The sequence below is a fragment of the Vibrio sp. 1069 genome, from assembly GCF_033340555.1.
On sequence record NZ_JAWOWP010000621.1, the window covers coordinates 1 to 596 of the forward strand.

The following is a 596-nucleotide window of genomic DNA, read 5'->3' on the forward strand; positions in this document are numbered from 1 at the left end:
CTTAATCCGTACGCGCCAGATGCGTTTTCTTCAACGTAGGTTGTACAGTCTTTAGTGATACTCAATGCGCCCACTGGAGTAAGTGGAGGACAGCTATCTGTGTCAGACTTAGTAAGCACAGGTTCGCCACCATCTTTGATGGCTGCGCTCGCCGTAGCCTCATTTTCTACACCGTTGATGAGCGAAACAAAGGAACCAGTAAATGTTGCAGTTTCGCCAGCGGCAAGAACGTCAGCAGTGAATGAATCGCCAGCGGTAATATCTTCAACATAAAGATCGTAAAGTGCACCAAAGCCAGTATTGGTTACTTTGATCTCGTAGTTGTAGATGATTGAGTCACCACTTGGTGATAACGCACCAGTTGGACATGTTTTCACAAGTTCCATACCACATAACTGGAATTGACCTAAAACGAAGTCTTTCAAAGATGCGGTGAATGAAGCAGACGAACGGGTTTCAGCCATGAAGCTGCTGAAACAAGACGCTGTGCCGTCGATTCCGTCAAGCAGTTGAGTGAGGTTTACACCACCTTCATAGAAGCTTTCGTATGGGAAAGCGTTCATTGTGCCGTTTTTTGCAGTGTATGGCCAAGGTGA

Annotated in this window: 1 pseudogene; it reads right to left on the bottom strand. The window is 46.3% G+C overall.

From position 1 onward, the window contains the following. Positions 1-596: pseudogene (locus tag R7040_RS28090) on the bottom strand (hypothetical protein); the annotation flags it as partial.